Consider the following 22,247-nt stretch of genomic DNA (forward strand, 5'->3'; position numbering starts at 1 on the left):
CGAAGGCAGAAACCTTCGGGGTTTTTCTTTAGCTCGAACCTACAGCGTGTAAGAGATGCCCGCCTGCACCGTCCGCGGTGCGCCCGGATAGGCGTAGACGCCACCAAACGCGCCCTCTTCGTAATCGGCGTCGAACAGGTTCTTCAGGTCCAGGTTGAGGCGAATGCGCTCGTTGACCTTGTAGTAGCCGAGCAGGTCGACCACCGTGTAGTCGTCCATGGTGAAGGTGGTGGCGGCGGTGTTGCCGGCCCGCTCATCCACATACCTGGCGCCCAGGCCCAGGCCTAGCCCCTTCAAGCCACCGTCCTGGAATTCATAGACGTTCAACAGGCTGACGGTGTTTTTCGGTACGTTGAGCAGCCGAGTACCGGTGGGGATGTTCTCGTCCTTGGTCACTTCGGCGTCCACATAGGCGTAGCCGCCGATGACGCGCCACTCCGGTGTCAGGTTGCCCGCCACGTTCAAGTCGAAACCACGGCTGCGCACTTCGCCAGCGGCGACGTTGAAGGTCGAATCCAACGGATCGGGCGTCAGCACGTTGCGTTTTTCGATCTGATAGACCGCCGCATCGACGCTCAACTGGCGATCCAGCGCTTCCCACTTAACGCCCATTTCATAGGACTTACCCTCTTCCGGCTTGAACCCGCCACCCTCGCGGCTCGCGCCGTTGTTGGGTTTGAACGAGCGCGCGGTGTTGGCATAGACCGCCACCGTGTCGGTCAGGTCATAGATCACGCCTAGGCGTGGGGTGACCGCATTGTCGGTAACCTCCCAGTTGCGGCTGCCGGGGCGTGCTTGGGGCACAAAGCTTTCATACTCATGCTCAAACCGCTCGAAACGCGCCCCCGCCAGCACCTTCAGCCGCTCGGTCAGCGCCACCTGGTCCTGGACAAACACGCCGAAGGTCTTGAGATTTTCCTGGTCGTCGGTTGGGGTGCGGGTCAAGGCCGGGCGCGGCTGGCCATAGACCGGATCGAAGATGTCGATCGGGTAGGCGCCAGGGCCATTGGCGGAACGCTGGATGATGGATTCGTAGCTGTAGTCTTCGTATTCCACACCCGTCAGCAGCGTATGTTCGAACCCTCCCGTGGAGAAGTGCCCGGTGAGGTTGAGCTGGGTATCGCGGTCGGTCCATTCCAGCTTGCGGTAGTTGAAGTTGCGCCCCAGGGTGCGCCCATCGGCGGCGATGCCGTTGCCTTCGACAGCGTTGCCCTGCAACGTGCCTTCGAGCCACTGGGTGCCACCGGCCAGGGTCCAGTCGTCGTTGAGCATGTGCTCGAAACGCACCTGCAGCATGTTGTTGTCGTTGTGCAACTTGCCGACGTCTTTTTCGCCGAAGAAGGTATCGCGGGACGCGGTGCCACGCTGGCCTGCGTAGTGCGTCAGGCCACGGTCCAGCGGCGCATTGTTGCGCATGAAGTCGCCTTCGAAGGTCAGGCGCGTGGTGTCGTTGACCTGCCAAGTGACCACAGGGGCGATGCCATAACGTTCGGTCTCGACATGATCGCGGAACGTATCGCCGCCCTCGCCCACCACATTCAAGCGATAAGCCAGGCGGCCTTCGTCATCCAACGGGCCGGACGCATCCAAGGTGCCGCGACGCATTCCCTGATCGCTGATCTGACTGCCCAGGGTCACCGTGCGCTCGGCCAATGGTTGCTTGGACACTACGTTGAAGGTGCCGCCGGGATCGCCACGCCCATACAGCATGGACGCCGGCCCACGCAGCACTTCCAGACGCTCGATGGTGTTGGCATCGGGCATGTTCGGGTAACCCCGATTGATCGGGAAGCCGTTGCGGTAGAACTCGCCCGTGGTAAAGCCACGCACGGTAAACGTGGTCAGGCCCTGGCCGCCGAAATTGTTCCCCCTGCCGACGCCGCCAGCGTAATCGAGGGCATCTTGCAGGCGCGTGGCGCTGAGGTCTTCGACCACATCGCGGGACACGACAGAAATCGACTGCGGGGTTTCGTGGATGGCGGTGTCGGTACGCGTGGCGCTGGCGGAACGGGTGGCGTGGTAGCCCTTTACCGGGCCTTGTGCAGTCTCGAAGTCCGAGGTGCCGACAATGTCGGTGGCTTGCAACTCCAGCGGCGCCTTGTCCGTGGAAACGGGCTCTTCTGCCCAGGAGGAGATGGAATAAGCTTGGAGCACACACAGTGAAACGAGTATCCGACGCATCGACACACAATCCTAATGAAAGACGCCGCCTCAAGGGCGACAAGAATGTGTCGCGAAAGATACAGCAACTCATTCCTATTTGACATCTATTCCCATTAGTACCCCCGTTCCAGCTGTGGAAACTTGTCGAATTTGCCTGAGAAACGCCTGGGCCCGGGCATCCTGGGTGAACGCAACGTTCAGCCGCAACCAGTCGCAGGCTCCCCCCTCTGGCAGGAACGACGACCCTTGGGACAACTGGACCTGCAGCTGCTTGGCGATCTGTCGCACCCGCTCGGCCGGCACAAGACGAGGCCGCGCCCACACGAACAGCCCGCCACTGGGCTCGGCAAACACTTCCCAGTGCGTCGGGTCAAGCTGACGCAACGTGCTCGCCATCTGCTTGTTCAGGCGCCCGCGAAGGCGCTGGATCAGCTTGCGATACGCCCCGTTCGCCAACAGCGTCGCCACGACGTTTTCCGTCAGCAATGAACAACCAATACCGGTCACCATCTTGACCTGCGCCAGGCGCTGGATGATTTCAGGCTGGGCGACGACGTAGCCGATGCGCAACGAGCTGGACAAGGTCTTGGAAAAACTCGCCAGGTAGATCACCCGGTCCAGGGCATCGAGGGAGGCCAGGCGCGACGTCGGGCCGTTCTGGAAATCGGCGTAGATATCATCCTCGATGAGGCGAAAGTCGTGCAGCGTCGCCAGTTGCAACAGGCGATAGGCCACGCTCGGCGCCAGGCTGGTGCCGGTGGGGTTCTGGTACATGCTGTTGATGAAGAAATACGTGGGCTTGTGCGCTTCGAGCAACTGCTCCAGCCGGGCGATATCCGAACCATGGGCGGTTCTCGGCACCGCCAGGGTCCTGACTCCATGCAGCTTCAGCAGATTGAACAGGTTGTAATAGCCAGGGCTCTCCACCAACACCAGGTCACCGGGCTTGAGCAGCGTGCGCACCAACAGGTCCAAGCCATGGCTGGCGCCTTGGGTGGTGATGATCTGGCGAGGATCGACGTGAATGTCGATCAGGCCCAGGCGCTTCTGGATTTGCTGGCGCAGATCAGCCGAGCCCAACGGCGTGCTGTAATTGAACAGCGCCTTATTGTCACTGCGCACCACCTGCCGGATCGCCTGGCCCAGGTCGGTATCATCGCGCCACGCGTCCGGCAGCCAGCCGCAACCCAGCTTGAGCTGGGTCGATTCGTTGTCGAACAGCGGCCAGGATATCGCCTCATCCTCGATCTGCGCCGCCAGCGCCTGGGGTAACTGCTGGGCCACGAAAAAACCCGAACCATGCCGCGATTCCAATACGCCGCTGGCGACCAGTTGGTCATATGCCTTGATCACGCTCGACAGGCTCAAGCCGTTTTCCGTCGCCAACTGGCGGATCGAAGGCATTCGCGCACCGGGGCGGATGCCATGGGTATCGATCCACGCGGTTAGGCTGGCAACCAGTTGCCGGACCACGCTTCCCCTGGCGTTGCGATCGATGTTCAGGTCCATGGCGCGGCGTCTCGACTAAGTGTTCTTGAATTTCGAGCAAACAGTTAAACATAAAAGCCCCCCGTCTGTTCCTTGTTTGCCTGCTGTCCGGCGGTGATAGTCCGACCAGGCTCACACTTTTGCAGGATCTCTCTTGGACGCACAGCAACGACATTCATGGGGCCTGGCCTTTGGTCTGTGCCTGATCACCCTGGCGGTCAACCTGCAGGCGCCGCTGTACACCACCTATGCGCAGCTTTCCGGTTACGGCGCAGGCGCCACGGCGGTGGCGTTTTCCGGTTATGTGCTCGGCGTGTTGCCCGTGCTGCTGGCGTTCGGCGGACTGGCCGACCGGATGGGCCGCAAACCGTTGATCCTGGTGGCGCTTGGCCTGTCGATGCTGGCAACGGTCATCACCTCGATCTGGCCCAACCTGACGGCGCTGGGCGTGGCGCGCCTGATGATGGGCGTCGGCACCGGGTTGGCCTCGGCGACTTCCACGGCCTACATGGTGGAATTGATGCCGACCGGCGATGCGCGGTCGCCGGCCAACCGGGTCACCGCCAGCACCTCCCTGGGTTTCGGCCTGGGCGCGGCGTTGACCAGCCTTTTCCTGTTCGTCCATCACAGCGTTACGCCAGGCAGTTTCTGGGTGCAGTTGGCGTTGGCCGCCCTGGCGATCGTCGTGGTCGCGCGACTGCCGGACCCAGCCCCGAAAATCAGGCACGCGCCGCTGTTGCGCCTGCCGTTGTTCCCTGCTGGCAGCCTGCCCTACAGCTTCTCCATGCTGCTGGCCTGGGCCACTTCCGGGCTGGTGATCGCCATCCTGCCTTCGGTGCTCGCGGCCCATGACTTGCAGCGCTGGTCCGGCCTGTCGACCTTCACCGTGATCAGTTGCGGGCTGATCTTCCAGCCTTGGGTGAAACGCATGCAGCCGGCCAGGGCCACGGGTTTGGGGCTGCTCGTTTTGCCTTTGAGCTATGCGCTGCTCGCCTGGGGCGCGAGCCAGGGTTCGCTGGCCGCCGTGCTGCTCGGCGCACTGGGGGCCAGCAGTGCGTGCTATGGCTTTCTTTACCTCGGCGGACTGTCGGCGATCACGGCCATGGCCGGTACGCAAAAAGCCCGAGTCAGCGCCGGTTTCTTCCTCTTCGCCTATGTCGGGTTCAGCATTCCGGTCGTGGTGACGGGTTGGATGGCTGACCATTTCGGCGCTGATGTCGCGTTGACGGTGTTTGGCCTGGCGTTGCTGGCAGGCGCAACGATCACCGGGTTGCGCATCGTCCGGACGCAGGCTTTCATCGCCCAGCCCTCCCACGGCTGAATAAACCCTTCGCCACAATGGCCAACGTCGCTCGACATCACGGCAGGCAGGTCGTATACCATATCCCCACCTCAGCCAAACGACCCTCGCCGTGACTTTATCCAAATTCAACCTGCCCGACCTGGGCAACACCCCGTCCACCTCGGAAATCATTACCCGCCACTTGCGCGACGCTATCGTGGCCGGGCTTTTCGCCGAGGACGAGCCGATTCGCCAGGACGACATCGCCCGGCAATTCAACGTCAGCAAGATCCCCGTGCGCGAAGCGCTCAAGCGCCTGGAGGCCGAGGGCCTGGTGATGTTCCAGCGCAATCGCGGGGCGATGGTCACGCGGATCTCCGAGGCGGAACTGGCGCAGATGTTCGAGGTGCGGATGTTGCTGGAGGACAAGGTGCTGCGCCTGGCGATTCCCAACATGACCGACGCGACCTTCGCCCGTGCCGAAAGCATCTGCCGGGAGTTCATCGGCGAGGACGACGTCGGCCGCTGGGCCGAGCTGAACTGGCAGTTGCACGCCTGCCTCTATGAACCGGCGCAACGGCCCTTCATGGTGAGCCTGATCCGCTCGGTCCACGACAAACTCGAACGTTACCTGCGCATGCAGATGAGCCTGTCGGCCGGCAAGGATCGCGCCGACCATGAGCACCGCGAAATCCTCGACGCCTGCCGCGCCGGTGACGTGGAGCGCGCGGTTAAACTGCTGGACGAACATATCGCCGGGGTGTGCAGGACGCTGTTCGAGTTCTTGCCCTCGAGCCGGTGATACCTTCGCGTTGTGCCGATTTCGTCACCGTCGCGAGATAAAACCATCAAGCCGCCACCCCCCGGCGCGCGCCACGCTTGTGTCCACTCATCTGAACGGACGTGGCGCCATGAAACGCATCACCGTGATCGACTCCCACACCGGCGGCGAACCGACCCGACTGGTGACCGATGGCTTCCCCGACCTGGGCCAGGGCAGCATGGCCGAACGCAGGCAGCGCCTGGCCGAGCAGCACGACGCCTGGCGCACCGCGTGCGTCCTGGAACCGCGCGGCAGCGATGTGCTGGTGGGCGCGTTGCTGTGCGAACCGGTGGACCCGACCGCCTGTGCCGGGGTGATCTTTTTCAATAACAGCGGCTACCTGGGCATGTGCGGCCACGGCACCATCGGCCTGGTGGCGTCATTGGCTCATCTGGGCCGGATCGGCCCGGGCGTGCACAGCATCGAGACACCGGTGGGCACGGTGCAGGCGACGTTGCACGAGGATCGCTCGGTCAGCGTGCGCAACGTGCCGGCCTACCGTTACCGCCAAGGGCTGCGCCTGGAGGTGCCGGGCATCGGGCCGGTGTCTGGCGATGTGGCGTGGGGCGGGAATTGGTTTTTCCTGATCGCCGACCACGGGCAACGCGTGGCGGGCGACAACCTGGAAGCACTGACCGCCTACACCTTCGCCGTGCAACAAGCCCTGGAGCAACAGGGGTTTCGCGGCGAGGACGGCGGGCTGATCGATCATATCGAGCTGTTCGCCGACGATCCCCAGGCCGACAGCCGCAATTTCGTGCTGTGCCCCGGCAAAGCCTATGACCGCTCTCCCTGCGGCACCGGCACCAGCGCCAAACTGGCGTGCCTGGCGGCCGACGGCAAACTGCAACCCGGGCAGATCTGGCGCCAGGCCAGCGTCATCGGCAGTGAATTCGAAGGGTCGTATGAACGTTCAGGCGAGCGCATCGTGCCGACCATTCGCGGCCGGGCCTATATCAGTGCTGAAAGCACCTTGCTCCTCGAGCCGGACGATCCGTTCGCTTGGGGCATTCGTCCGTGAGCCAAGGCCATGTCGCAGACGTGATCATCGTCGGCGCCGGCATCATTGGCGCCGCCTGCGCGCAAGCCTTGGCCCAGCGTGGTTTGAAGGTGCTGGTGCTGGACGCCGGTTGGCACGGCGCCACGGCGGCCGGCATGGGCCACTTGCTGGTACTCGATGACAACCCGGCGGAGCTGGCTCTGAGCCAATACTCCCTGCGACGCTGGCGCCAGATGGCCCCTGCTCTTCCAGAACGCTGCGCCTGGCGCAACAACGGCACGTTGTGGCTGGCGGCCAACGCCGAAGAGATGGCCGTGGCCCACAGCAAATACATGAACCTGATGGCCCATGACGAAGCCTGTGAACTGATCGGCCGAGCCGCACTGCTCCAGCGCGAACCGGAACTGCGGCCCGGCCTCGAAGGCGGGCTGCTGATCAAGGGCGACGGCATTCTCTACGCACCCGCGGCCGCCCGCTGGATGCTCGATCACGCCAACATTCGCCATCAACGGGCGCAAGTCAGCGAAGTGGACGGTCACCTCGTGCGCCTCGCAGGGGGCGGTTGGCTCAGCGCCGGCGCAGTCGTCCTCGCCAACGGCATCCAGGCCACCGACCTGTGCCCGGAGCTGCCGATCGAACCCAAGAAGGGGCACCTGTTGATCACCGACCGCTACCCCGCCACTGTCAGCCACACCTTGGTTGAGCTGGGTTACGTCACCAGCGCTCACAACGCCAGCGGACCGTCGGTGGCGTGCAACATCCAACCGCGCCCGACGGGACAACTGTTCATCGGCGCTTCGCGGCAGTTCGGCAATGTCGACCCAGCGGTGGAAGGCTGGATGCTGGCGAAAATGCTCAAGCGTGCCGTGGACTACATGCCTGGCCTGGCGCACCTCAACGGTATCCGCGCCTGGACAGGCTTTCGCGCGGCGACCCCCGACGGCTTGCCACTGGTGGGCCAACATCCGCAGCGCAAGGACCTATGGCTGGCGGTGGGTCATGAAGGGCTCGGCGTTACGACCGCACCGGCGACGGCCGACTTGCTGGTCGCCCAGCTATTCAACGAAACCGCGCCGCTGGCCGCGCAACCTTACCTGCCGCAACGTTTCCTGGGAGAGGCGGTCCATGCCTGAGTTATTCCTCGATGGCCGCCCGCTCTCGGTGGCCGATGGCACCAGCGTCGCGGCGGCATTGGCGTTGGGTGCTGACGGTTGCAGTCGCACCTCGGTCAGCGGCCAACGCCGGGCCCCCTTGTGTGGCATGGGCATCTGCCAGGAATGCCGGGTGATGATCGATGGCCGCCGGCGCCTGGCGTGCCAGACGCTGTGCCGCGACGGCATGCGCGTGGACACCCGACCATGACCGAACTCGCCGACATCCTCATCATCGGCGCCGGCCCCGCCGGCATGGCCGCTGCGCTGGCCGCGGCACGCAGCGGGGCGCGCATCGTGCTGCTGGACGACAACCCGAGCCCTGGCGGACAGATCTGGCGCGACGGTCCCCAGGCCAGCCTGCCTGCCCAGGCGGGTCGGATGCGTGATCGTCTGAACGCCTGCACTAATGTGTACTGCCACGCCGGCACCCGGGTCATTGCCTGCGCGGGCGAGAAGACGCTGTTGGTGGAAAACGCCGGGCAGGGATGGCTGATCCGCTACGAGCGGCTGATTCTTTGCACGGGCGCGCGGGAACTGCTGCTGCCCTTCCCTGGCTGGACACTGCCCGGCGTCACCGGTGCAGGTGGCTTGCAGGCACTGATCAAGGGCGGCCTGCCGGTGCGCGGCGAACGCCTGGTGATTGCCGGCAGCGGCCCGTTGTTGTTGGCCAGCGCGGCGACGGCCAGGCATCACGGGGCGCAAATATTGCGCATCGCCGAACAAGCCAGCGGTGCCGCCGTTACAGGTTTCGCCATGCAATTGCCGCGCTGGCCGGGCAAGTTGACGCAGGCGTTCAGCCTGTTCGATTCCCACTACCGCGTCGGCACGCATGTGCTGGAAGCCCTGGGACGGGACAAGCTCGAAGGCGTGCGCCTGCAACAGCGGGGCAAGACTGTGGAACTGGCGTGCGACCGGTTGGCCTGCGGATTCGGCCTGATTCCCAATACCCAGCTGGGTCAGGCGTTGGGCTGCGAGCTGGCTGGACAAGCCCTGGCGGTCGACGCCTGGCAGGCCACCACGCGCCGTGATCATTACGCCGCTGGTGAGTGCACCGGTTTCGGTGGCAGCGAACTGGCCCTGGTGGAAGGCGCCATCGCCGGTCACGTCGCCGCCGACGACACCTCGGCAGCCGAACGCCTCTGGCCTCGCCGGGCGCGATGGCAGGGCTTTGCCCTGGCGTTGAACAAGGCTTTCGCCCTAGATGCTCGTTTGAAAGGCCTGGCCCGGGGCGACACCTTGGTGTGTCGCTGCGAAGACGTGGCCTATGCAGAACTGAGCAGCCATGCCGACTGGCGCGAAGCAAAACTTGCCAGCCGCTGCGGGATGGGCGCCTGCCAGGGTAGGGTTTGCGGCGCGGCGCTGGAGCATCTGTTTGGCTGGGCGCCGCCGGCTCCTCGTCCACCGTTCAGTCCGGCACGGGTTGAGACGTTGCTTAATCTGGCAGATGAGTGAGCCACGCGTACGGCGTGACAAGCACCTCATTTCGATCAAAACTCCACGTCTGACAAAACGACGAAGCCGCCCATGTACCCCTCGCTGACGACCTTCACTCCCTGCGACTTCGACACCCTGCTGCGCAGTCTGCTGCCCATCGCGCCGTTGCTCGATACCCTCTCGGACACGGTGTTTTTCATCAAGGACACCCAAGCCCGCTACGCATTCGTCAACCAGACCCTGGCCCGGCGTTGCGGCTTCAAGCAATGCAACGACCTGCTCGGTCTGACTGCCGAGCAAGTGTTCCCGGAGCGCTTCGGCCCGCTGTACACCGAACAGGATCGACGGGTGCTGGCCAGCGGACGGGAGCTGGCCGACCAGCTCGAATTGCACCTCTATTACGGCAACCAACCGGTGTGGTGCCTGACCCACAAGCTTGCCTTGCGCGAACCTGAGGGCGGGATCGTCGGCCTGGCCGGGATTTCCCGTGACTTGCAGTCGCCGCAATCGAGCCATCCGGCGTACCAACAACTGGCGGCCGTGGACGCGCATATCAAGCAGCACTTCGCCCGCCCCATCAGCCTGGCGGAACTCACTGCCATCGCCGGGTTGTCGGTGGCGCAGCTGGAACGACACTGCAAGCGCATCTTCCAGCTCACGCCTCGGCAGATGATCCACAAGGCGCGCCTGGGAGAGGCCTCGCGATTGTTACTGGAACACGATCTGCCCATTACCGAGATCGCCCTGCGCTGTGGCTATACCGATCACAGTGCCTTCAGCCGCCAGTTCCGCGCGCTGACGAGCCTTTCACCCAGCCAGTACCGGGACAACCAGCGTTGAGCCTGTTCCTTTAGGGGGCGTAAACCCACCCCACTGCTCCCATCTGTAACACTTCACATTCACCTGCGCGCCCGGTGCCCTGCCAGCCGGACCACCATAATCTGTTGGTTATCAAAGCATTACTAAAAACACAGAAATAAGACCCGATCAGGCACGTCGATTGCTTATCTAATATCGTATACGAAATCCTCAATACGATATTTCACCGCATTTATTCGACAGCGAGGCATTTATGAAAAACCCTGCATTGGCCGTAGCCCTTGGCGTTGTCCTCTTTCCCCTGCTTGCCCTACCCGCCCATGCCGACAAGCTCGACGACATCATCGGCTCGGGCAAGCTGCGTTGCGCGGTGACACTGGACTTCCCACCCATGGGTTTTCGCGATGAAAGTAACAAACCGGCGGGCTTCGACGTGGATTACTGCCACGACCTGGCGAAGGTCCTCGGCGTTGACGCCGAAGTGGTGGAAACGCCATTCTCCGACCGCATCCCCGCGCTGCTTTCGGGCCGCGCCGATGTCATTGTCGCTTCCACTTCCGACACCCTGGAGCGGGCCAAGACCGTTGGCCTGACCGTGCCCTACTTTGCCTTCCAGATGGTGGTGCTGACCCGCGACGACACCGGTATCAACAGCTACGCCGACCTCAAGGGCAAGAAACTCGGAAACACCAGCAGCACTTACGAAGCCATCGCCCTGGAGAAAGACCAGAAGAGTTGGGGCAGCGGCAGTTTCCGCGCCTACCAGTCGCAGAACGACACATTGCTGGCCGTCGCCCAGGGGCACATCGACGCCACCGTCGTGACCAACACCGTGGCCGCCGCGACCATCAAGTCGGGCAAGTACAAGGGCCTGAAGATCGCCGGCGATGCTCCCTATGTCATCGACTACGTGTCCCTCGGCGCCAAGCGCAGCGAGTACGGCTTGCTCAACTACCTCAACCTGTTCGTCAACCAGCAAGTGCGCACGGGCCGCTACAAGGAGCTGTTCGTCAAATGGGTCGGCACCGAGATCCCGCCGGCCAACCTGACCGTGCCCCAGGTGTACTACTGAGGATCGCGGCATGCCAAGCACGCCTATCCGCTTGCACGGCCGCAGCCTGGTGGAGGGTGCCGCCCAGGGCACCCTGTTGTTCGCCGACGTTGGCCTGAGCTTCTGGGGCGGGGTCGATCCCATTACGGGCGAAATCATCGACCGGCATCATCCTCTGAGTGGCGAACGCCTGGGCGGTCGCGTGCTGGCGATTCCCAGCGGGCGGGGTTCCTGCACCGGCAGCAGCGTGTTGATGGAGCTCATCAGCAACGGCCACGCACCGGCCGCACTGGTACTGGCCGAAGTCGACGAGATCCTGGCCCTTGGAGTACTCGTGGCCGAGGTGATTTTCCAGCGCTCGCTGCCGGTCTTGTGCATCGGCCACGAGGCGTTCGCTGGCTTGCGCGGCCAAGGATTCGTGCGCGTCGAGGGCAACCGCCTGACGTTGTCCGGCCGACGGCCCAACGATCAATGGCATGGGACGGATATGGCCCCGCAGCCGTCCATGCCGTTCACCGTCCGGTTGAACGATCGGGATCGGGCAATGCTCGACGGCGCGCACGGCAAGGCAGCCCAAGTAGCGATGCAAATCGTCCTGCGGATGGCCGAGATCCAGGGCGCCGACCAACTGCTGGACATCACCCAGGCGCACATCGACGGCTGTATCTATACCGGCCCGGCCAGCCTGCGCTTTGCCGAACAACTGGTGCGGTGGGGGGCGAAAGTGAGTGTGCCCACGACCCTCAATTCGATCTCCGTGGACCAGCGCCGCTGGCGGGAACTGGGCGTCGACGCTGCGCTGGGCGAACCGGCCAGCGCCTTGGGTGATGCTTACATGGCCATGGGCGCGCAATTGAGCTTCACCTGTGCGCCCTACTTGCTGGACACCGCGCCCGTGGCCGGCGAACAGATTGTCTGGGCCGAGTCCAACGCGGTGGTCTACGCCAACAGCGTGCTCGGCGCCCGCACGCAGAAGTACCCGGACTTTCTCGACATCTGCATCGCACTGTGCGGTCGCGCGCCGCTGGCCGGATGTCATCTCGATGGGCCGCGAAAGGCCGGGCTGATCGTCGAAGTGACAAGGCCCAACCCGATGGACGACAGTTTTTATCCGCTGCTGGGCTATCACATCGGCGGCCTGACGGGACGACGTGTCCCGCTGATACGGGGCCTGGAAGACGCCGCGCCCACCCGGGATGATTTGAAGGCGTTTGGCGCCGCGTTCGCGACCACCAGCGCCGCGCCACTGTTCCACATCGCCGGGGTAACGCCCGAGGCCTTGGACCCGGCCAATGTGCTGGACTGCGACGCTGTGTTACCGGTGGAAACCGTCAACGCTGCCGGGCTGCTTGTCAGTTGGCGCGAGCTCAACAGTGCCCGGCATCGCCACGTGGATGTGATTTCCCTGGGCAATCCACATTTCTCCCTCAGCGAATTCGCCGCCCTGGCACACCTGTGTTCGGGCCGGAACAAACACCCCGGCGTGGTGCTGGCGATCACCTGTGGCCGTGCCGTACTGGAACAGGCCCGCCAGGCAGGTTACCTGGACGCGATCCGGGCCTTCGGGGCGACGCTGGTCACTGACACCTGTTGGTGCATGTTGGGCGAGCCGGTGATCCCGCCGACCGCCACCACCCTGATGACCAATTCCGGAAAATACGCGCACTACGCGCCGGGCCTGGTGGGGCGCGGCGTGCATTTTGCCGGTCTGGCCGATTGCATCGAGGCGGCCTGCACCGCCACCGCCAGCGATCAGCCGCCACAGTGGTTGCAACCTTCCGCACCCAAGGGGACTCCGAGCCATGTTTGACTACAGCTTCCAGTGGCGCCCCGCCTTGCGCGCCCTGCCCGATATGCTTGCCGGCGCCTGGGTGACCTTCGAGACCGCCGCGTTGTCGATGATTTTCGGCGTGCTGATCGCCCTCGTCCTGACGGTGATGCGCCAGGCACGCCATCCGCTGTTGCGCGGTGTCGGCAATGGTTGGGTGTCGATCGCCCGCAACACACCCTCGTTGTTCCAGATCTACATCCTCTACTTTGGCCTCGGCTCCCTCGGGCTGCACGTCAGTTCGTGGTTTGCGCTGCTGGCGGGTATCACCTTCAACAACGCCGGCTACCTGGCGGAAAATTTTCGCGGCGGCCTCAAGGCCGTACCGGGCACGCAGATGCGCGCCGCCCGTTCCCTGGGCATGAGCGCGTTCCAGGCCTACCGGATGATCATCGTCCCGCAACTGTTGCGCATCGTTTTCTACCCGCTGACCAATCAGATGGTCTGGGCGGTGTTGATGACGTCCCTGGGTGTGGTGGTCGGTTTGAACAACGACCTCACGGGGGTGACCCAGGAATACAACGTCAAGACGTTCCGCACCTTCGAATATTTCGCCCTCGCGGCGGTGCTCTATTACCTGATCGCCAAGTTGATCGTCGGGTTGGCCCGGCTGTTGTCCTGGCGCCTGTTTCGTTATTGAGGGCGGGACATGTTCTCTACAAGCCTTACCGTCAACGACGTGTTGTATCTGCTCGAAGGTGCCTGGGTCACGGTGCAATTGACCGTCTGGTCGATACTGCTGGGCACCGTGGCCGGGTTGTTGTTCGGCCTGTTGCGGGCGCTGTTGCCCAGGGTCAGCCTGCCATTGGCCTGGGTACTCGATGCGTTTCGCAGCGTGCCGCTGCTGATTCAGTTCGTGCTGTTCAATTCCCTCAAGAGCATCGTCGGCCTGGACCTCAGCGCCTTCGCCGTCGGTTGCATCGTGCTGGGGGTCTATGCCGCCGCGTACTTCACCGAGATTGTCCGCGGTGGCGTGCTGGCGGTGCCGACGAGCACCCGGCGGGCCAGCCGATCCCTGGGGCTCACGTACTGGCAGGACCTGCGCTTCATCGTCCTGCCGATTGCCACGCGGGTGGCGTTTCCCGGCTGGTTGAACCTGGTGCTGGGGGTGATGAAAGACACCGCGCTGGTGATGTGGATCGGCATCGTCGAACTGCTGCGGGCTTCGCAAACCATCGTCACGCGTATTCAGGAACCCCTGCTGGTGCTGTGCATCGCGGGCCTCATTTATTACCTCATGAGCCTGGTGGTCGCCCGCCTCGGCGCTCGCCTGGAAAGAAGGTGGCAAGAAAATGATTGAGATCGAAAACGTGCATAAATCCTTCGGCAACCTGGAAGTCGTCAAGGGTGTCAGCCTGACGGTAGACAAGGGCGAAGTCGTGTCGATCATCGGTGGCTCCGGTTCCGGTAAATCGACCCTGCTGATGTGCATCAACGGCCTGGAGCCGATCCAGAAAGGCAGCATCCGGGTGGACGGCGTCTCGGTACACGACAGCGCCACCGACCTCAACCGCCTCCGGCAGAAGATCGGCATCGTTTTCCAGCAGTGGAACGCCTTTCCCCACCTGACCGTGCTGGAAAACGTGATGCTCGCGCCGCGCAAGGTGCTGGGCAAGAGCAAGCAGGACGCCGAGGCGCTGGCGGTCAAACAGCTTGAGCACGTGGGCCTGGGGGACAAGCTCAAGGCCTTTCCCGGAAAGCTCTCCGGCGGCCAGCAGCAGCGCATGGCAATCGCCCGTGCCTTGGCGATGTCGCCGGACTACATGCTGTTCGACGAAGCCACCTCGGCCCTCGACCCGCAACTGGTCGGTGAGGTGCTGGACACCATGCGCATGCTGGCCGAAGACGGCATGACCATGGTGCTGGTGACCCACGAGATCCGCTTCGCCCGGGACGTATCCGACCGCGTGGCGTTCTTCTGCAATGGGCGAGTCCATGAGATCGGCCCGCCGGAGCAGGTGATCGGCAATCCGGCGCAGCCGGAGACGGCGGCGTTCCTCAAATCGGTGAAGTAGCGGATGGCCTATCGCGAGCAGGCTCGCTCCCACACGGGTTTTGTGTAGGCCGCAATGACCTGCTAACCACCACAGAACCCTGTGGGAGCGAGCTTGCTCCGGGCGGCGATCCGACGATGAGGCCCGACCAGACAACACAAGGATCTGACCCATGCGCTCATCCAGAATCATCCACATAGTCAGCTGCCACGCCGAAGGCGAAGTCGGCGATGTGATCGTCGGCGGTGTCGCGCCGCCACCCGGCGCCACGGTCTGGGAACAATCACGCTGGATCGCCCAGGACCAGACCCTGCGCAACTTCGTCCTCAACGAGCCTCGTGGCGGGGTGTTCCGCCACGTCAACCTGCTGGTGCCGGCCAAGGACCCGCGGGCGCAGATGGCCTGGATCATCATGGAACCGGCCGACACCCCACCCATGTCCGGCTCCAATTCGTTGTGCGTCGCCACCGTGCTGCTGGACAGCGGCATCCTGCCGATGACCGAACCCCGGACGCGCTTGGTCCTGGAGGCACCGGGCGGCTTGATCGAGGCCGTGGCCGACTGCCGCGACGGCAAGGTGCAACGGGTCGAGATCAAGAACGTGCCCTCCTTCGCTGACCGCCTCGATGCCTGGATCGAAGTCGAGGGCCTGGGAACATTGCAGGTGGACACCGCCTATGGCGGCGACAGCTTCGTCATCGTCGACGCCCAGCGCCTGGGCTTCGCCATTCGCCCCGACGAGGCCGCCGATCTGGTGACCGTGGGGCTGAAGATCACCCGGGCCGCCAACGAGCAGTTGGGCTTCGTACACCCCTTGAATCCCGATTGGTCGCACATTTCGTTCTGCCAGGTCGCCGCGCCCGTCGTCATGGAAAACGGCATCGCCACCGGCGCCAACGCCGTCGTCATCCAGCCCGGCAAGATCGACCGCTCGCCCACCGGCACCGGTTGCTCGGCCCGCATGGCGGTGCTGCACGCCAAAGGCCTGATGCAGGTGGGTGAACGGTTTATCGGCCGCTCGATCATCGGCTCCGAATTCCATTGCCGCATCGACTCACTGACCGACGTTGCCGGTCGCCCAGCGATCTACCCGTGCATCGCCGGGCGGGCGTGGATCACCGGAACCCACCAATTGCTGCTGGACCCGGCCGATCCGTGGCCGCAGGGCTACCGGCTCTCAGACACCTGGCCCGGCGCATGACTTTCATACCCACCCATAACCCTTGTGGCAAGGGAGCTTGCTCCCTCGCCACAGAGACACACCAAAAGGAGACACCCATGAGCCAACGCATCAACTGGAGCGGCGTATTCCCCGCCGTTACCACCCAATTCAACGATGACTTTTCCATCAACCTGGAAAAAACCCATCAGGTCATTTCCAACGTCATTCGCGATGGCGTATCCGGCCTCGTGGTCTGCGGGTCGGTGGGGGAAAACACTTCCCTGAGCGCGGAGGAAAAGATTGCCGTGACCGAAGTGGCGGTGGACGCTTCCGGGGGCCGAGTGCCGGTGATATGCGGCGTGGCCGAGTTCACCAGCGTGCAGGCCGCCAAAGTCGCCAATGCGGTGCGCAAGGTCGGTGTCGACGGGGTGATGCTGATGCCCGCGTTGGTCTACGGCTCCAAGCCGTTCGAAACCGCCGAACATTTCCGCTATGTCGCCCGGCATGCCGACGTGCCGCTGATGGTCTACAACAACCCGCCTATCTACAAGAACGACGTCACCCCGGACATCCTGATTTCCCTGGCCGATTGCGACAACGTGGTGTGTTTCAAGGACTCCTCCGGCGACACCCGGCGTTTCATCGACGTGCGCAATGAAGTGGGCGATCGCTTCGTGCTGTTCGCCGGTCTCGATGATGTGGTGCTCGAAAGCCTCGCCGTAGGCGCAGAAGGTTGGGTCTCGGGCATGTCCAACGTGTTCCCCAAGGAAGGTGAAACGATCTTCCGGCTGGCCCGCGCCGGACGGTTCGCCGAAGCCATGCCGATCTACGAATGGCTGATGCCGATCCTGCACCTCGACGCCCGCGCCGACCTGGTGCAGTGCATCAAGCTCTGCGAAGCCATTGCCGGCCGAGGCAGCGCTCTCACCCGCCCACCGCGCCTGGCCCTGCCGGAAGCAGACCGGGTGTACGTGGAGCAGATCATGGCCACGGCCCTGGCCAATCGGCCAGTGTTGCCGGAGGTGGGGCTTTAAGCCGGGGCGCAGGCTCAGGCATGTGAGAAACCTGTGGGAGCGAGCTTGCTCGCGATAGCGGTTGTCCAGCTTGCATCTCTATTGGATGTGCCGACGCTATCGCGAGCAAGCTCGCTCCCACAGGGGGTTGTGGTGCAAACACGGGACCAACCGACCAGCAACACGGCGTTATCGCCAGTCTTTGCTACGCTTTTTCCCCGGCGCAATGACGCACGGGAGGCGTCCCATGAATTATTTCCTGGCCCAAGCCCTGAACAATCAATGGGCCAATCACAGGCTGCTGGACGCCTGCGCACAGCTGAACACCGTGGAGTACGAGGCCTACCGCACCAGTTTCTTCCCCTCCATCCAAGCCACGCTGTGCCACATACTGGAAGTAGACCGCTATTACCTCACCGCCCTCAAAGGCGATGTCATGGGCCAGGAGCGGGATTTTTCCGAGACGCTGGCGTTCAACCAGCTCAGGGAAAGCCAGGACCGGACTGACCGGCAACTGGCGGCATTGTGCAGCAACCTTAAACACACAGACCTGTCTCGCACCGTCGACCTGGTGCGTGCCGACGGCAACGCTTTCGAACGGATCGACCGCTTGCTGCTGCACCTGTTCGAGCACCAGATCCATCACCGCGGCCAGGTCCACACCATGCTCAGCGCCACCCACGTCGACCCGCCGCAGCTCGACGAGTTTTTCCTCGACTGCGACCGCCGCTTCCGCGAAGAGGAGGAACAGTTGCTGCAACTCGACGAGCAGCGGGTCTGGCGAGAGTACCAGCCCGATTGAATCGATAACCCAGGAGACCTTGCCATGAACCTGATCTTTCGTTGCATCGGCTTGTCCACGATGCTGGTCACCACCGCCGCCCTTGCCCACCATGGCTGGAGCGAATACGACGCCAGCAAGCCACTGACGCTCGAAGGTACGATCAAGGAGTCCGGTTACTCCCACCCCCACGGGACCGTGCGCCTGCAAACCACGGAAAAGACTTGGTTCGTCGTGCTCGCGCCGCCTTCTCGCATGGAAAATCGGGGGCTGACCAAAGACATGCTCAAAGCCGGTAACCGGGCCACCGTGGTCGGCTACGCCAATAAAAACAAGCCTGACGAGCTTCGCGCCGAACGCATCACCATCGACGACAGAACCACCGAGCTGCGCTGATGCAGGTCACTGGCCCGGTCGCGCAAGGCTGGATGGACCGATTGGGCGACTCGCCCTTGGCCTCGGCCATGCGCAGCGAGCTATGGCTCTATCCGCTGGTGGAAGTGCTACACATCATCGGGTTCTCGATACTGGTGGGCGCGGTGGTGATGTTCGACCTGCGCGTCCTCGGGCTGTCCAGGGACATCGCCGTGACCGCACTGGCTCGCCATCTGCTGCGATGGGCCGTCGGGGCCCTGCTGTTGATCGTGCCTGCCGGCTTGATGATGTTCAGTGCGCACCCTCATGATTTCGCCAGCAACAACGTGTTCATTCTCAAGCTGTGCCTGATCGCGGCGGCAGGCGTCAATGCCCTGCTGTTCCACCTGGTGCCCTACCGCTCCGTCCAGCAATGGAATACCCACCTCACGGCGCCGAGCCTGGCCAAGCTCCAGGCGCTGCTGTCCGTGGCGTTGTGGATCGCGGTAATCGGCTGCGGGCGCTTGCTGGCCTACACCTGAACGAGCATTGAAAAAAAGGCGATGGCCGCTTCCGGCCATCGCCAAATCGCCCACTTCAGGCGCCGTCAGATCCGTGCGGGTGACACGATGATTTTCACGTTGTGTTCCTTGTTGTTTACCAACTCCTCGAAGCCCTGGCCGACGATTTCTTCCAACTGGATGCGCCCGGTCACCAGCGGCGAGATGTCCAGGCGTCCGTCGGCGATGAACGCAATCACGTCGGCGAACTCACCGTTGTAGGCCAATGCGCCCAGCACCTGCTTCTCGGTTGAAACCAGTTCGAAGAAGTTGAACTCGCTCGGTTCTTCGAAAATCCCCACCAACACGCATTTGCCCGCCTTGCGGATCAGGTCGATGGCGAACTTGGCGGTGTGCTTGTTGCCGATGCACTCGAAGCTGACATCGGCGCCAAGGCCGCCGGTCAGGCGCCGAACTTCGGCCAGGGCGTCGCACTCATTGGGATCAATCACATGGCTGGCCCCGACTTCCAGGGCCTTGGCCTTGCGCGCGCCGGACATTTCCAGGGCGATGACCTGGGCCGCGCCGGCCGCCTTGGCGCACATGATCGTGCACAGGCCGATGGTCCCGGCGCCGACCACCACGACGTTCTGGCCAAGCAAACTGCCAGCCTTCTTCACTGCGTGCATGCCCACCGCCAGCGGTTCGATCAACGCGCCAGCCTCGGCAGGAAAGTTGGCCGGGAGCTTGTACAGCAGGTTGGCCGGGACATTGACCAACTCCGCAAACGCACCGTTATTCATCAGCCCGGTAAAAGCCAGGTTCTCGCAGATGTTGTAGAGCCCATGGGTGCAGTAATAGCAGGTGCCGCAATGCTGGCAGGCATCGGCGGCCACTGGTTCGCCGACGTTGAAACCTTCGACGCCCTCGCCCAGCTCGACGATCTCGCCGCAGAACTCATGGCCGAGGATGCACTGGCCCTTGATCCCGGTCAGGGGGTGTGGCGCGTCCACCGGGATGAACACCGGCCCCGCCACGTACTCGTGCAGGTCCGAACCGCAGATGCCGCACCACTGCACGCGGATCTGCACCCAACCGGCGGGCGGTGAAACCGGCAGCGGCACGTCTTCGACGCGGATGTCATTACGGCCATGCCAAACGGCGGCGCGCATGCTGCGGGTCGGCTTGATTGAAACGTTCATAGCGTTACCTCCAGGATTTTTCATAGGGCGACGACTCAACCGCCGCCCGCTGGTTCAGTGCTGTCCGATGAACTCGATAATCAATCGATTGACCTGCTCGGCCGCCTCCATCTGCACCATGTGGCCCTGGCCCGGCAGCACTTCGACCTGGGCACTCAACCCTTCGGCGTGGACCGCCGGGATGATGGCGTCATCACTGCCCCAGATCACCAGGGTCGGGACATGGCCGGCCTGCACCACCTCGCGTAGCTCCACTTGCTGGCGGCCGTCCTTGAACAAGTTCTCTGCCAATTGGCGCAGGGCCACGTCCACACCCTCCAGGCGCTTGTACTTGAGCATGTCGTCGAGCATCTGCCGGTTGACCAGCTCGGCATTGGAGAACAGTTGCACCAGCTGTGGCTTGAGGGCGTTGCGGTTGGCGGCGTCGACGAAGCCTTGCAAGTAACTGCCGTTGATCTGGGCGCCCAGGCCGGCGCTGCCGATCAGGGTCAGTGAGCGCAAGCGCTGCGGCATCAAGCGCGCGGCATTCAGCGAAACGGCCCCGCCCATGGAATGCCCGACCAGATGGGCCGCGTTGATGTCCAGATGATCGAGCAAGGCCAGCACCACACCGCTCAGCTCGTCGAGGTCACCGCGCTCCAGGGTTTTCGCCGATTCGCCATGCCCTGGCAGGTCCAGGGCAATCACCCGGCGCCCAGCGGCCAAGGCTTCATGGTTGAACAGCCAGTTGTTGAGATCACCACCAAAACCGTGCACCAGCACCAGCGGCGTACCGCCCTCGCCGCGCTCGAAATAGCGGATCAGCCGACCGTCCACCTCGACTTTCTGCGGTTTCGGGCCGCTGTCCTCGTCAGCCGCGTCGCCAGGCACGAAATTGGATTGGAACTGCTCGATGACCGCGTCGATGTCGGCGTCGCTGGCTTCGCCTTCGACGACGATGCCGAGCAAGGCGCCGACCGGCAGGGTTTCATCCTGGCGCGCCACCTGGCGGCGCAATACGCCGGAAAATGGCGCCTCGACGCTGCTGGAGATCTTGTCGGTCTCGACGTCCATCACTTCATCGCCTTTGGTGATGGCCTGGCCTTCTTCCTTGAGCCAGGCATCGACCCGGCCCTCGGTCATCGACAGCCCCCACTTGGGCATGGTCAGGGTAAAAATCTGGCTCATCAGTGCTTGCTCCACTCGATCACGTTGAGCACGGCTTGCTCGATTTTTGCCGCGTCGGGGATGTACAGGTCTTCCAGGGAGTCGGAAAATGGCACCGGCGTGTGCGGCGCGGTGACCATCTCGATCGGTGCCTTGAGCGCGCCAAAGGCCTTTTGCGCCACCAGCGCCGAGATGTCGGTGGCCATGGAGCAGCGCGGGTTGGCCTCGTCGATCACCACCAGGCGTCCGGTTTTCTCGACGCTTTCAAGGATGCTGTCCTCGTCCAGCGGGCTGGTGGTGCGCAGGTCGATGACTTCGCAGTCGATGCCACGTCCGGCCAGGTTGCGTGCCGCATCCATCGCGGTGTTGACCAACCGCCCGTAGGACACCAGAGTCACGTCCTTGCCGTCGCGCAGGAAGTTGGCCTCGCCGAACGGCACGGTGTAGAGCTCTTCCGGCACCTCGCCCTGCATGCTGTAAAGCAACTTGTGCTCGCAGAAGATCACCGGGTCGTTATCGCGAATGGCCTGGATCAGCAGACCCTTGGCGTCATAGGGCGATGACGGACACACCACTTTCAGTCCCGGAATGTGTGTCCACAACGAAGTGAGCATCTGCGAATGCTGGGCCGCGGCGCGCAGGCCGGCGCCGACCATGGTGCGAATGACCAGGGGCGTGGACGCCTTGCCGCCGAACATGTAGCGGAATTTCGCCGCCTGGTTGAGGATCTGGTCCAGGCAGCACCCGGCGAAATCGACGAACATCAGTTCGCACACCGGGCGCACGCCGCAGGTGGCGGCGCCGACCGCCGCGCCGACATAGCCGATTTCCGACAGCGGCGTGTCCAGCACCCGCCCGGGGAATTGGTCGTAAAGCCCCTTGGTGACGCCGAGCACGCCGCCCCAGGCATCGTTTTCACCGGGTGCGCCAGCGCCGCCGGCCACGTCTTCACCCATGATGAACACGCTGGAGTCGCGACGCATTTCCTGGGCCAGGGCTTCGTTGATTGCCTGCTGATAGCTGATTTTTCTCGCCATGATGGGATTCTCTCTT

The 22,247-nt window shown here is 63.5% G+C and carries 22 protein-coding genes; 17 read left to right on the forward strand and 5 right to left on the reverse strand.

Annotated features, from left to right (window positions below; genetic code table 11):
* Positions 1–39: 39 nt before the first annotated feature.
* Positions 40–2,181 carry a TonB-dependent siderophore receptor gene (locus tag M1D68_RS12950; protein ID WP_457966919.1) on the reverse strand — a complete coding sequence of 714 codons (2,142 nt, stop codon included), beginning with the start codon at positions 2,179–2,181 and terminating at the stop codon, positions 40–42.
* Positions 2,182–2,256: 75 nt separating this feature from the next.
* Positions 2,257–3,672, reverse strand: a complete 1,416-nt coding sequence (locus M1D68_RS12955) for an aminotransferase-like domain-containing protein (protein ID WP_457966921.1) — start codon at positions 3,670–3,672, stop codon at positions 2,257–2,259.
* 133 nt (positions 3,673–3,805) lie between these two features.
* Here M1D68_RS12955 and M1D68_RS12960 point away from each other — a divergent pair, with 133 nt between their 5' ends.
* From M1D68_RS12960 to M1D68_RS13040, 17 genes are all read left to right on the forward strand, one after another.
* On the forward strand, positions 3,806–4,972 hold the full coding sequence (locus tag M1D68_RS12960; protein ID WP_457966923.1) for an MFS transporter: 1,167 nt from the start codon (positions 3,806–3,808) through the stop codon (positions 4,970–4,972).
* A gap of 91 nt (positions 4,973–5,063) precedes the next feature.
* A complete protein-coding gene (locus M1D68_RS12965; RefSeq protein WP_457966925.1) occupies positions 5,064–5,735 on the forward strand; it encodes a GntR family transcriptional regulator in 672 nt (223 codons plus the stop codon).
* 109 nt (positions 5,736–5,844) lie between these two features.
* Positions 5,845–6,777 carry a 4-hydroxyproline epimerase gene (locus M1D68_RS12970; RefSeq protein WP_434605818.1) on the forward strand — a complete coding sequence of 311 codons (933 nt, stop codon included), beginning with the start codon at positions 5,845–5,847 and terminating at the stop codon, positions 6,775–6,777.
* Positions 6,774–7,889: an NAD(P)/FAD-dependent oxidoreductase gene (locus M1D68_RS12975; RefSeq protein WP_457966927.1), complete on the forward strand. Its 1,116-nt coding sequence runs from the start codon at positions 6,774–6,776 to the stop codon at positions 7,887–7,889. Before M1D68_RS12970 ends, M1D68_RS12975 begins: the two co-directional genes overlap by 4 nt.
* The gene (locus M1D68_RS12980; RefSeq protein WP_420763865.1) at positions 7,882–8,118 is read left to right on the forward strand and encodes a 2Fe-2S iron-sulfur cluster-binding protein; all 237 of its coding nucleotides are present in this window, start codon (positions 7,882–7,884) and stop codon (positions 8,116–8,118) included. The genes M1D68_RS12975 and M1D68_RS12980 overlap by 8 nt, the downstream gene beginning before the upstream one ends.
* Entirely contained in the window at positions 8,115–9,362 is a 1,248-nt protein-coding gene (locus M1D68_RS12985; protein ID WP_457966929.1) for an FAD-dependent oxidoreductase, read from the forward strand. Before M1D68_RS12980 ends, M1D68_RS12985 begins: the two co-directional genes overlap by 4 nt.
* A 72-nt stretch (positions 9,363–9,434) precedes the next feature.
* A complete protein-coding gene (locus M1D68_RS12990; protein ID WP_457966931.1) occupies positions 9,435–10,184 on the forward strand; it encodes a helix-turn-helix domain-containing protein in 750 nt (249 codons plus the stop codon).
* 232 nt (positions 10,185–10,416) lie between these two features.
* Positions 10,417–11,235, forward strand: a complete 819-nt coding sequence (locus M1D68_RS12995) for an ABC transporter substrate-binding protein (RefSeq protein ID WP_420763862.1) — start codon at positions 10,417–10,419, stop codon at positions 11,233–11,235.
* A 10-nt stretch (positions 11,236–11,245) separates the two neighbouring features.
* Positions 11,246–13,024 (forward strand): cis-3-hydroxy-L-proline dehydratase, encoded by a 1,779-nt coding sequence (gene lhpI, locus M1D68_RS13000; protein WP_457966933.1) that lies wholly within the window; start codon positions 11,246–11,248, stop codon positions 13,022–13,024.
* Positions 13,017–13,682, forward strand: coding sequence for an amino acid ABC transporter permease (locus M1D68_RS13005; protein ID WP_434558928.1), 666 nt, complete (start codon positions 13,017–13,019; stop codon positions 13,680–13,682). Before lhpI ends, M1D68_RS13005 begins: the two co-directional genes overlap by 8 nt.
* A 9-nt stretch (positions 13,683–13,691) precedes the next feature.
* The gene (locus M1D68_RS13010; RefSeq protein WP_420763859.1) at positions 13,692–14,342 is read left to right on the forward strand and encodes an amino acid ABC transporter permease; all 651 of its coding nucleotides are present in this window, start codon (positions 13,692–13,694) and stop codon (positions 14,340–14,342) included.
* Entirely contained in the window at positions 14,335–15,057 is a 723-nt protein-coding gene (locus M1D68_RS13015) for an amino acid ABC transporter ATP-binding protein (protein ID WP_457966935.1), read from the forward strand. The genes M1D68_RS13010 and M1D68_RS13015 overlap by 8 nt, the downstream gene beginning before the upstream one ends.
* Before the next feature lie 151 nt (positions 15,058–15,208).
* On the forward strand, positions 15,209–16,237 hold the full coding sequence (locus tag M1D68_RS13020) for a trans-3-hydroxy-L-proline dehydratase (RefSeq protein WP_434558930.1): 1,029 nt from the start codon (positions 15,209–15,211) through the stop codon (positions 16,235–16,237).
* A 77-nt stretch (positions 16,238–16,314) separates the two neighbouring features.
* Positions 16,315–17,232, forward strand: a complete 918-nt coding sequence (locus tag M1D68_RS13025) for a dihydrodipicolinate synthase family protein (protein WP_420763856.1) — start codon at positions 16,315–16,317, stop codon at positions 17,230–17,232.
* Positions 17,233–17,458: 226 nt separating this feature from the next.
* Entirely contained in the window at positions 17,459–18,013 is a 555-nt protein-coding gene (locus M1D68_RS13030) for a DinB family protein (RefSeq protein ID WP_457966937.1), read from the forward strand.
* A 24-nt stretch (positions 18,014–18,037) separates the two neighbouring features.
* Positions 18,038–18,388 (forward strand): DUF6152 family protein, encoded by a 351-nt coding sequence (locus tag M1D68_RS13035; protein WP_457966939.1) that lies wholly within the window; start codon positions 18,038–18,040, stop codon positions 18,386–18,388.
* Entirely contained in the window at positions 18,388–18,888 is a 501-nt protein-coding gene (locus tag M1D68_RS13040; RefSeq protein ID WP_434605832.1) for a DUF6644 family protein, read from the forward strand. Before M1D68_RS13035 ends, M1D68_RS13040 begins: the two co-directional genes overlap by 1 nt.
* Positions 18,889–18,953: 65 nt before the next feature.
* Here M1D68_RS13040 and M1D68_RS13045 read toward each other — a convergent pair whose 3' ends face one another.
* The 3 genes from M1D68_RS13045 to M1D68_RS13055 form a co-directional block, all read right to left on the reverse strand.
* Positions 18,954–20,018, reverse strand: a complete 1,065-nt coding sequence (locus tag M1D68_RS13045; RefSeq protein WP_434564108.1) for a 2,3-butanediol dehydrogenase — start codon at positions 20,016–20,018, stop codon at positions 18,954–18,956.
* Positions 20,019–20,102: 84 nt separating this feature from the next.
* Positions 20,103–21,215 (reverse strand): acetoin dehydrogenase dihydrolipoyllysine-residue acetyltransferase subunit, encoded by a 1,113-nt coding sequence (locus tag M1D68_RS13050; protein WP_434558934.1) that lies wholly within the window; start codon positions 21,213–21,215, stop codon positions 20,103–20,105.
* Positions 21,215–22,231: an alpha-ketoacid dehydrogenase subunit beta gene (locus M1D68_RS13055; protein ID WP_434558936.1), complete on the reverse strand. Its 1,017-nt coding sequence runs from the start codon at positions 22,229–22,231 to the stop codon at positions 21,215–21,217. Before M1D68_RS13055 ends, M1D68_RS13050 begins: the two co-directional genes overlap by 1 nt.
* Positions 22,232–22,247 lie beyond the last annotated feature (16 nt).

This window comes from Pseudomonas sp. R4-84 (assembly GCF_054130985.1).

Excerpts from the sequence above, each read along its gene's own strand:
- M1D68_RS13045 (WP_434564108.1), bottom strand. The coding sequence starts at position 20,018 with ATGCGCGCCGCCGTTTGGCATGGCCGTAATGACATCCGCGTCGAAGAC.
- M1D68_RS12980 (WP_420763865.1), top strand. The coding sequence starts at position 7,882 with ATGCCTGAGTTATTCCTCGATGGCCGCCCGCTCTCGGTGGCCGATGGC.
- M1D68_RS12970 (WP_434605818.1), top strand. The coding sequence starts at position 5,845 with ATGAAACGCATCACCGTGATCGACTCCCACACCGGCGGCGAACCGACC.
- M1D68_RS13015 (WP_457966935.1), top strand. The coding sequence starts at position 14,335 with ATGATTGAGATCGAAAACGTGCATAAATCCTTCGGCAACCTGGAAGTC.
- M1D68_RS12990 (WP_457966931.1), top strand. The coding sequence starts at position 9,435 with ATGTACCCCTCGCTGACGACCTTCACTCCCTGCGACTTCGACACCCTG.
- M1D68_RS13050 (WP_434558934.1), bottom strand. The coding sequence starts at position 21,215 with ATGAGCCAGATTTTTACCCTGACCATGCCCAAGTGGGGGCTGTCGATG.
- M1D68_RS13020 (WP_434558930.1), top strand. The coding sequence starts at position 15,209 with ATGCGCTCATCCAGAATCATCCACATAGTCAGCTGCCACGCCGAAGGC.
- M1D68_RS12955 (WP_457966921.1), bottom strand. The coding sequence starts at position 3,672 with ATGGACCTGAACATCGATCGCAACGCCAGGGGAAGCGTGGTCCGGCAA.
- M1D68_RS13010 (WP_420763859.1), top strand. The coding sequence starts at position 13,692 with ATGTTCTCTACAAGCCTTACCGTCAACGACGTGTTGTATCTGCTCGAA.
- M1D68_RS12995 (WP_420763862.1), top strand. The coding sequence starts at position 10,417 with ATGAAAAACCCTGCATTGGCCGTAGCCCTTGGCGTTGTCCTCTTTCCC.
- M1D68_RS12950 (WP_457966919.1), bottom strand. The coding sequence starts at position 2,181 with ATGCGTCGGATACTCGTTTCACTGTGTGTGCTCCAAGCTTATTCCATC.
- M1D68_RS12985 (WP_457966929.1), top strand. The coding sequence starts at position 8,115 with ATGACCGAACTCGCCGACATCCTCATCATCGGCGCCGGCCCCGCCGGC.
- M1D68_RS13055 (WP_434558936.1), bottom strand. The coding sequence starts at position 22,231 with ATGGCGAGAAAAATCAGCTATCAGCAGGCAATCAACGAAGCCCTGGCC.
- M1D68_RS13035 (WP_457966939.1), top strand. The coding sequence starts at position 18,038 with ATGAACCTGATCTTTCGTTGCATCGGCTTGTCCACGATGCTGGTCACC.
- M1D68_RS13030 (WP_457966937.1), top strand. The coding sequence starts at position 17,459 with ATGAATTATTTCCTGGCCCAAGCCCTGAACAATCAATGGGCCAATCAC.
- M1D68_RS13005 (WP_434558928.1), top strand. The coding sequence starts at position 13,017 with ATGTTTGACTACAGCTTCCAGTGGCGCCCCGCCTTGCGCGCCCTGCCC.
- M1D68_RS13025 (WP_420763856.1), top strand. The coding sequence starts at position 16,315 with ATGAGCCAACGCATCAACTGGAGCGGCGTATTCCCCGCCGTTACCACC.
- lhpI (WP_457966933.1), top strand. The coding sequence starts at position 11,246 with ATGCCAAGCACGCCTATCCGCTTGCACGGCCGCAGCCTGGTGGAGGGT.
- M1D68_RS13040 (WP_434605832.1), top strand. The coding sequence starts at position 18,388 with ATGCAGGTCACTGGCCCGGTCGCGCAAGGCTGGATGGACCGATTGGGC.